This window comes from Lysobacter sp., assembly GCF_035655815.1.
Taxonomy (GTDB): Bacteria; Pseudomonadota; Gammaproteobacteria; order Xanthomonadales; family Xanthomonadaceae; genus Lysobacter_J.
Genome location: NZ_DASRTS010000040.1, coordinates 21,790 through 31,042 on the forward strand (window position 1 = coordinate 21,790; position 9,253 = coordinate 31,042).

The 9,253-nt window shown below is 65.9% G+C and carries 6 protein-coding genes; all 6 read right to left on the reverse strand.

From position 1 onward, the window contains the following. Positions 1-126: 126 nt before the first annotated feature. A complete protein-coding gene (locus VFE83_RS12245; protein ID WP_324906501.1) occupies positions 127-3,075 on the reverse strand; it encodes a TonB-dependent receptor plug domain-containing protein in 2,949 nt (982 codons plus the stop codon). 289 nt (positions 3,076-3,364) lie between these two features. Continuing rightward, positions 3,365-4,273, reverse strand: a complete 909-nt coding sequence (locus tag VFE83_RS12250; protein ID WP_324906503.1) for a helix-turn-helix domain-containing protein — start codon at positions 4,271-4,273, stop codon at positions 3,365-3,367. A gap of 144 nt (positions 4,274-4,417) precedes the next feature. Then, complete coding sequence (locus tag VFE83_RS12255; RefSeq protein WP_324906506.1) at positions 4,418-6,763, reverse strand: LpqB family beta-propeller domain-containing protein; 2,346 nt, start codon at positions 6,761-6,763, stop codon at positions 4,418-4,420. A gap of 262 nt (positions 6,764-7,025) precedes the next feature. Continuing rightward, positions 7,026-7,709 (reverse strand): ion channel, encoded by a 684-nt coding sequence (locus tag VFE83_RS12260; protein ID WP_324906508.1) that lies wholly within the window; start codon positions 7,707-7,709, stop codon positions 7,026-7,028. 27 nt (positions 7,710-7,736) lie between these two features. Further along, positions 7,737-7,901 (reverse strand): hypothetical protein, encoded by a 165-nt coding sequence (locus VFE83_RS12265; protein ID WP_324906510.1) that lies wholly within the window; start codon positions 7,899-7,901, stop codon positions 7,737-7,739. An 80-nt stretch (positions 7,902-7,981) separates the two neighbouring features. Then, the coding region (gene thiC / locus VFE83_RS12270; protein ID WP_324906512.1) for a phosphomethylpyrimidine synthase ThiC at positions 7,982-9,253 on the reverse strand (1,272 nt) is incomplete at its 5' end.

Sequence of the window (9,253 nt, forward strand, 5' to 3'; positions counted from 1 at the left end):
CGGCTTTTTTTGTACCCGGAATTCGCTACGCGAAAGGTTCGGCCGTACAAAAAACTACGGCCCCTTGCGGGGCCGTAGTCGTGTTGCGTGTTGCGTGTTGCGTGTTGCGTGTTGCGTTGCAGCCTATCAGAAGCGCTGCGTGTACTTCAGGTAGTAGAAGCGACCGATGTCGAAGCCACCGTACATGCCGAAGTCCGAGTTCGGGCTGGTATACAGGTACGTGCCCTGGTGATCGAACACGTTGTTGGCACCTGCGGCGACGGTGGCATTCCACGGCGTGTTGTAGCGGAACTGCACGTCGTGGAAGGTGTTAGCACCCGTCTCGTTGGTCGGCTGCTGCAGCGTGTACGGCGAGGTGAAGTCAGGATCGCTGCACTCGCCGGCGTAGGCGCAGGCTTCCTTCAGACCGGAGTAGTAACGCGTGCTCCAGGTCGCACCGAAGTCGCCCAGGCTCCAGTCCACGCTCAGGTTCGAACGGGTACGGAAGTAGGCATTGCCGTCCACCGACCAGCTATTCTTCTGCTCGACCGGGGTGACGGCCTCGTTGTCGCGCTTGTATTCCCAGTAGTCGATGTAGGAGGTCTTCCAGTCGACCGTGAACTGGCCGATGGAGGTTTCCGGCAGGCGGTAGCGGACGTTGAAGTCGTAACCGGCCGTCTCCTGGTAACCACCGTTCACCAAGGTCACCGTGGCATCGTAGATCTCGCCCGGCGCGGTGCCGATGTTGCCCACCAGGTCACGGGTGAAACCCGAGCAGGACGAGGTGATGCCCAGCACGTAGCAACGGTTCAGGATCGCGGTCATCGTCTCGGCGGCGATGACGTCCTCGATCTTGATCTTCCACCAGTCGAGGCTGACGTCGAGGCCTTCCACGAAGCCCGGGCTGTACACGAAACCGAAGGTGCTCGACTTCGAGGTTTCCGGCTTCAGGTTCTCGTTCGAGGTGACCAGGAACGGCCAGTCGGCCTGCTGGTTCGGACCCGCGGCCACGACACCACCCGACGCGATCTGGCGGAAGTCCGCCGGGACGCCCGCAGCCTGGCAGCGAGCGGCCACGGTCGGATTGCCGGCAGCGGCGCCGAAGCTGGTGTCGCACGGATCCGTGTAGAACGCGAACGACTGGCCGCTGCCGCCGTACATGTCACCCAGAGTCGGGGCGCGGAAGCCCGTCGCGTAGGTACCGCGGACCAGCAGGTCCTCGATCGGACGCCACTTCAGGCCGAACTTGCCGTTGACGGTGTCACCGAAGGTGTCGTAGTCCGAGTAACGGCCGGCGATGTCGATCGACAGTTCCTTGGCGAACGCCATGTCGGCCAGGATCGGCACGTTGAACTCGAGGTAGACCTCGTCCAGCGAGTAGCCACCGGCGGTGACGCCACCGGCCAGGTCGGTGCTCAGGCCCGACTGCTTGAGGGCGTCTGGCTCGAAGCGCGCATCTTCCTTGCGGTGCTCGTAACCCACGGCCATGTTCAGGTCGCCGGCCGGCAGGCTGGCCACGGTGCCGCTGAGGTTCAGGCTGTAGATGTGCGTGGTGGTTTCCGACGTGTCATGCGTCGGCAGGAACAGGTAGTCCTGCAGCGCCTGGTTGCCCGTCAGACCGCCGGGGCCGACCTGGCCGTAGGGCAGGGCCGGGTTCCACGGAATGCAGCCATCGATGACGTTACCCGGGGTACCGCAGTAAGCCACACCGTCCTGCATGAAGCTCGGGCCCAGCGCGTTGCGCGCGTTCGGAATGAACAGGTTGCCGGTGCCCGTCTGCACACCCTTGTTCTGGTTGAAGACGTAGCCGGCGTCCCAATTCCACGGCTTGTCGCCGATGTCGAACGCACCTTCCAGCGTGGCGCCGAAGCGGTACGTGGTCAGCTCGTTGTTGGTTTGACGCGGCACTTCCGAGGTACGGCGGTTGATGCGGGCATCTTCGCCGAACGGGTTGTACACATTGTCGGCCGTCCAGATGTTGCGGATGCCGTCATTGTTGCTGTCCGAGCTAAACGGATAGCCCGCGATCTGCTGCAGCGTCTCACGATGCGTGTACAGCGCGTCGGTGTTCAGGCGGATGTTATCGGTGAAGTCGAAGCTGCCGTTGGCGTACACCGAACGACGCTCGATGCCCGTGCGCAGGAACATCTGCTGGTTCGGGTTGGCGAGGTCGAAATTCTCGCCTTCGTTGAACGCGTGGTAGTTGTTGGGATCGCTCGGGTCGGCGCCGGGGTTCAGGGTACGGTTGTCGGTCCAGCGACCAGTGGCCGGATCGAAGAAGATCACGCGACCCTTGTCGGTGTTGCCGCTCCAGCCATTGGCGATGAGGATCGGATTGCCCTCATCGTCCACGCCCATTTCCGGGAACGGGTGGGCCGTGCCGGACGGATAACGCGAGAAGTCGCGGTCACGCGCGTAGACCGGCTCTTCCTTCGAGTACTCGACGCCCAAGGTGATCGAACTGCGCTCGCCCGTGCTGCCGAGCAGGAAGCTGTACTGCTGCACTTCGCCGTCGCCTTCGCCGTACTGGCCGACGTAGCCGCTGGCTTCCAGACCGTCGAAGTTCTTGCGGGTGATGATGTTGACCACGCCCGCGATGGCATCCGAACCGTAGATCGCCGAAGCGCCGTCGGTCAGCACTTCGATGCGCTCGACCACGGCGGTCGGGATCGAGGCCAGGTCGGAGTAGCCGTTCGAGCTGATGCCCAGGCGCTTGCCGTCCAGCAGCACGAGCGTGCGCTGCGGGCCGAGGTTACGCAGGTCGACGTACTGGCCGCCCACTTCTTCACCGGAGGACAGCGCGTTGGCACGGCTGATGGCCGGCGAACCGGTGGTGGTGATGTTCTGCAGGATGTCGCCGACGCTGGTGAAGCCCTGCTTCTGGATCTGCTCGCGGGTCATCATGATGACCGGGTTGGCAGTCTCGATGCTGGCCTGGCGAATACGCGAACCGGTGACCTCAATGCGATCGAGCGTGGTCGGGGCCGACTGCTCGCCACCTTCCTGAGCAACGGCAAACGCCGGCGCCAGCGCGATCGCGATACCGGCCGGCAGCATGCCGACGCGCATCGCGGTGCGCAAATTGCGATGGTTCATCTATCTCTCTCCAGATATCTGTTATGGGCGTGTTAAACGCTCATCAAACTTACGATCCGGTTCGCTCCACCGCTTTGCGGGTGCCGCTGAGAGACTTTGCAAAATGTGTCCGCGAGGACAGGGCATTCACGCGGATTCCCGCCGTTGCGAAGTCGAGCCATCTGCCCGTGCGCGATTTTCGGGCAGGACGTCACGCTTTCGCGGCCTTCGCGCGCAAATAAAAAGGCGGCCGATGCACGCATCGACCGCCCCATTGCCTGCAACCGTGTCGTCGGCGCGGAATCCGTGCTCAGGTGCCGGTGCGCTCTGCGCGCTTGGCGACCGCCGACTTTGCCGAATCTGGCTTCTCGGACAGGGCCGCGCTGCGGTAGCGCGTGGCCGACACGCCGTAGCGGGCACGGAAAGCACGCGCGAAGCTGCAGCAGTTGTCGAAGCCACTGGCGGCGGCGACCTCGCCGATCATCATCGAGGTGCTGGTCAGCAGGTCCGCGGCGTGCTCCAGGCGCATGCGGGCCGAGGCCGCCTGCGGGCTCTCCTCATAAAGACTGTGGAAGGTCTTGGAGAAGTACCAGCTGGAGAAGCTGGTCAGTTCGGCCAGTTCGCTGATGCGGACCACACGGTCGCAGTTGCCCTCCAGGTACAGGCGGGCGCGCTGCAGGCGACCGAAGACCTGGCGCTTGCGGCTGCGCGAGCGGCCCGGGCAGCGCGGGATGCGTGCGGCGAGGTCGCGCTGGGTGCCGGCAAGGTGCAGCAGGACCGGGCGCATCGAAGCCAGATCGAACGTGCTGGGCGACTCCGACAGGCGGGTCACGGCCTCGCGCCACAGGCGCAGGCTGATGCGGGCATCGTGGCGGGACATGCGGCCGCGGCCGGCATAAAGGCCACGGTCGGCGAAGCGGGTCATCTCGCGCAGGGCGTCGCTGGAGAGCGTGAGCCCCATGCAGACACCGAACCGGTCCGCCTGGACAGTCGGCTTGGAATCCTTTTCGAAGGCGATCCAGTCACCGCTGCGGAGTCGGAACTTGCCCTCCTTCGCCTCGATCCAGGAGCTGCCATGCAGCTGCACCCAGATGGTGAACCCGCCGGTGACCTGGACGCTGCCGAGGCGCGAAACCCCGACGCATCCGCCCTGAACCGCGCCGTCCGGCGTATCGAGCTGCAGTAGCTGCCCGCGGTCCGCCCATTGCACTTGCTCCATTGGTCCACCTCATGTGCCGAGAATGGCCAATGGATTTGCCTGAAAGGCGGGGTCGCGATCAGGAAAGTTGGCGGAGACTTATACGAATTCGCAACGATGGCTTTACCGAAAGAGTTCCGATAGAACTTTTCTTTTCCGGATCAATCAGTTGACCCAACCCGGCATCGGCGGCGCGGTTTCTTTCGGAAGCTCCATGTAACCGATATCGGCCCCGTCCCACTCGACAAGCGCCATGTAAGCGGCCTCGCCGCGCTGACCGCCGAGGCTGAATCCGTTGATGGCGGACCTGCGTGTCTGGTCCAGGCAGCGGCCCGGGCCCCCGCCGGCGCCAAGCTGGCGCAAGTTCGCGGCGCAGTCCTGCAACTGCTCCATGTAGCGGATCTCGCCATTGGGCGCGACGAACCAGAGGCGGTAGCGCTCGGCCGTGGGCTCGGCGTCGTCGATCCGCCGGATGCTCGCCGCGGACAGGTCCAACCCGGCCTCCCAGAGGCCGCTCTCGGTCAGGCGGGTGAACACCACCCGGTTACGCGGGGCATCGACCTGGAAGAACGAGACCCCATCGATCCGCGCCAGCGAACGCCACGGGGCGACGCTACGGTCGTACAGGCGGAGCTGCGGGTGCCCCTCGCCCGTCGCGGAAAGCACCAGGAGCCGGTTGGGATCGGGGGTATAGCGCGCCAGCAGCGGGTCCGGGTCCGGCACGCGCAAGGTCACCACCTGTCCGCTGGCAGGCAAGGCTTCCTGCAGTACCACGCGGCCATTCTCGTCGGTTCCCGTGACCAGGAGGCGGCGCGAGTCGGCCGACCAGGACGGTGGATAGCGCGAGCCGGGCCGTATGCCGCCCATCATCCGCAGCGTGTCCGGTTGTTCGACATCGCCCGCCCAAAGCGCGTTCGCCCCCGAGCGATCTGAGACAAAAGCGAGCTGGCGGCCGTCCGGAGCGATGGCCGGCAGCAGATCGCGCGAGGACGACGGGAACAGCGGCTCCACCACGTGCACGTTGCCGTTGTCGCCCGCAGTCAGGTCCACCCGGTACAGCCCGAAGTACGGCCGACGCTGGACGAAGGCGATGGCGCGCCGGGCCCGGGCGGCGACTGGCGACTGCGCGTCCTCCAGCCCGACGGGCCGCGCCTCGCCCGTGCTGGTATCCAGCCGGAACACGCGGTACTCGCCGTCGACCGTGGCACTGAACAACAGCCCGCGCCCGCTGGGCGACCAGTCCCAGCCGCGCAGGTCGGCGCGCAGGTGGCTCAGGCGCTCGGCATTGCCGCCCTGCGCCGGGATGCGCCAGAAGTCGCCCAGCGGCGGGTTGCGGACGAACACGATCCAGCGACCGTCGGGCGAATAGCGCGGCGACGTGTCCAGGTCGTCCGGCTTGTGCGGGTAGTCGATCGCCCGCCATGCACCGCTGTCCAGGTCCAGCACACGCAGGCCCAGGCTGCCGTGCTCGCCGCCCATGCCGCCGAAGATCAGCCCGTTGCTGTCAGGGGTCCAGTCGAAGGTCGGTGGATTGCGGCGGTCGCAGGTGCCGACCTCGTGCTCGGAACGGGCATTCGGCGTGACCACGCGGATGCTGCACGTTGTCGGGCTGGTACGCATGAAGGCGATCCACCGGCCGTCCGGCGACCACACCGGCGCACTGTCGTCCGAACCTTCCGGCGGACGCGTCAGCAGCCGCGGCTGGGTCTGCTCGGTGGTCTGCACCAGGATCGAGGTGCCGCGCTCGCCATCGGGAATGGCCACGTACGCCACCATGCCCGCGTCCGGCGAGAGCGTCGGCGACAGTTCGAAGCCCGGCATCGAGGTGATCAGCCGGTAAGGCCGCTCGCTGCGCAGTCCCTGCATCCCGGACGTGACCGCCGGGCCGGCAGCGGCATCGATCGGCGGCGTCCGCAGCAGCGCCCAGGCGACCAGCGCCGCCACCAGCAGGGCGACGACGCACAACACGGTCAGGATCGACGTCCACGTCCCGCGCGGCAGCGGACTCACCGGGAACGGCACCGGCGCTAGGGGCTCGCTTGGATCCGCGCCCGCGATGGCCGGGTACTTGGCGGTCGTGCGCGTCGGATCCGCCCAGCGCTCGTCGTCCGGCGCCGGCGTCGGCACGGCCGCGCCATCGGGCGACTCGGTGTAGATCCACTGGATCGGCGCGAGCAGGCGGTAGCCGTTCTTGGCGATCGTCTCGATGTAACGAGGGTTGCCGCGCTCGTCGTCGAAGGCCTTGCGCAGTTGCGTGATGGCCTGCGTGACGACGTCGTTGGTCGGCAACGTGTCCGGCCAGACCTCGGTCATCAGCGTGTCGCGGCTGACCACGCGTCCGGCCTGCTCCACCAGCACCAGCAGCACGCCCATGGATTTGGGGGTGATGCGCAGCGGCCGACGCTTGCCCGGTGCGCGGATTTCGCGCAGGGGCACGTCGACAATGCAGTCGCCCACGCGCAGTCGCTCGGACGGCAGGGGCGCTTGGCTGGGGTCGAGGGGTCTGGGCATCAATCAGGAATGGTGAGCGGCTAGCTGAACAGCCGTCATGTGCCGAACTGGCTACGCCGGACGATCAGACCAACTCAGCACATAGGCCCGGCGCGACGGGGAAAGCAAGGCTCGCGCCAACATTCTAACGTCCGTCGGCTAACTCCCGTTTACACACGGGGTGGCTTCAGGCCCTCTCTCGCCGACGTACTACAGAACGTACTGTTCCAACATTCGCGCCCCGGCGCGATTTTTTTTGCAACAAAGCGGGCGCAGGGGCCGCTCAACCCTTGGCGCGAAGGATCGTCAGGCCGATCAGCCGCGACACCACCACCGCGACGTAACCCACGCCGGCGAACTGCTCCAGCATCACCAGCACGCGCGCCCCCAGCCCCAGCGGGATCACGTCGCCCAGGCCCACGGCCGAAAGATTGGTGAAGCTCAGGAACAGCAGTTCGATCCACGAACGCGGGCGCTCCGGCTCCACCGCACCGGTGAAGCTGCCCGGATACAACGCCTGGCACACCAGGAACGCGTAGGCGAAGCCCCACGCCAGCAGGGTGAACGTCGCACCGGCCGCATAAAGCTCGTCCGCGGTCACGCGGTGGTCGCTCATCATGTAGGCGATGAGGCTGGCGGCACCGTAGAAGTAAAGCACCGCTTCCAGCGCCGAAGATGCGACCAGCAGCGCATCGCTCTTCAGGACGACCGAAAGCACCGACAGCACGAACGCCGGCACGGCCAGCACCCACGCCATCCAGGTATTCGCCGGGCTGCGGTTGACCACCCAGACCACCAGTGCGAGCGCCAGCACGCCGAAGGCCCCGAACACCACGCGCCCGCCGCCAAGCGGATCGAGCAGCGGATAGACCACCAGGCTCAGCAACTGCACGGCCAGCAGGAAGGCCGAAGGGTGGCGGCGCGCCAGTACCTGCCAGCGCAACCAGAACAGACGGCTCACGGCCATGGTGCATTCCTGATGATGACGGGCGCGCTAGAAGTGGTAACGCACGGCGTAGTAGATGACGTAGAGCCACGACAGCAGCCCGTGCACGATCGCCCAGAACAGCGACTTGTTGGCCGTCCACGAGATCACGATCGCCAGTGCGCTGCCGAAGCTGATCCCTGCCTTGACCACCTGCCTGCCGCCATCGCCCATCTTCGCGCTCCGTTGCCTTGCGGCTGTCGGAGCTTGCCGCCCCCGCGGCGTTGACGCAACGGGGACGGCCGGCACGTAACTCAGGTTTTGCGATACACCTGCGCGCCCTGCTCGCGGAACTGCGCCGACTTCTCGGCCATGCCTTCGGCCAGCGCGGCCTGCTCGTCCACGCCGTGTTCCTTTGCGTAATCGCGCACGTCCTGGGTGATCTTCATCGAGCAGAAGTGTGGTCCGCACATCGAGCAGAAATGCGCGACCTTGTGCGCATCCTTGGGCAGGGTCTCGTCGTGGTACTCGCGGGCGCGCTCCGGATCCAACCCGAGGTTGAACTGGTCCTCCCAGCGGAACTCGAAGCGCGCCTTGCTCATCGCATTGTCGCGTGCCTGCGCGCCCGGGTGACCCTTGGCCAGGTCAGCCGCGTGCGCGGCAATTTTGTAGGCCATCAGGCCCTCGCGTACGTCGTGCTTGTTCGGCAGGCCCAGGTGCTCCTTCGGCGTGACGTAGCAGAGCATCGCCGTGCCGAACCAGCCGATCATCGCCGCACCGATGGCGCTGGTGATGTGGTCGTAGCCCGGCGCGATGTCGGTGGTCAGCGGGCCGAGCGTGTAGAACGGCGCTTCGCCGCATTCGCGCAGCTGCTTGTCCATGTTTTCCTTGATCAACTGCATCGGCACGTGACCGGGGCCTTCGATCATGGTCTGCACGTCGTGCTTCCAGGCGATCTTCGTCAGCTCACCCAAGGTCTCCAGCTCGCCGAACTGCGCCGCATCGTTGGCATCGGCGATGGAGCCGGGACGCAGACCGTCGCCCAGCGAGAAGGCCACGTCGTAGGCCTTCATGATTTCGCAGATGTCCTCGAAGTGCGTGTAGAGGAAGTTCTCCTTGTGGTGCGCCAGGCACCACTTGGCCAGGATCGATCCACCGCGCGAGACGATGCCGGTCACGCGTCCCGCCGTCAGCGGCACGTAGCGCAGCAGCACGCCGGCGTGGATCGTGAAGTAGTCCACGCCCTGCTCGGCCTGCTCGATGAGCGTGTCGCGGTAGAGATCCCAGGTGAGGTCTTCGGCCTTCCCGCCGACTTTCTCGAGCGCCTGGTAGATCGGCACGGTGCCGATGGGCACCGGGCTGTTGCGAAGGATCCACTCGCGGGTCTCGTGGATGTTCTTGCCGGTGGAGAGGTCCATCACCGTGTCGGCGCCCCAGAGCGTCGCCCACCGCAGCTTCTCCACCTCCTCGTCGATCGACGACGAGACGGCCGAGTTTCCGATGTTCGCGTTGACCTTCACCTTGAAGGCGCGACCGATGACCATCGGCTCGAGCTCGGGGTGGTTGACGTTCGCCGGAACGATCGC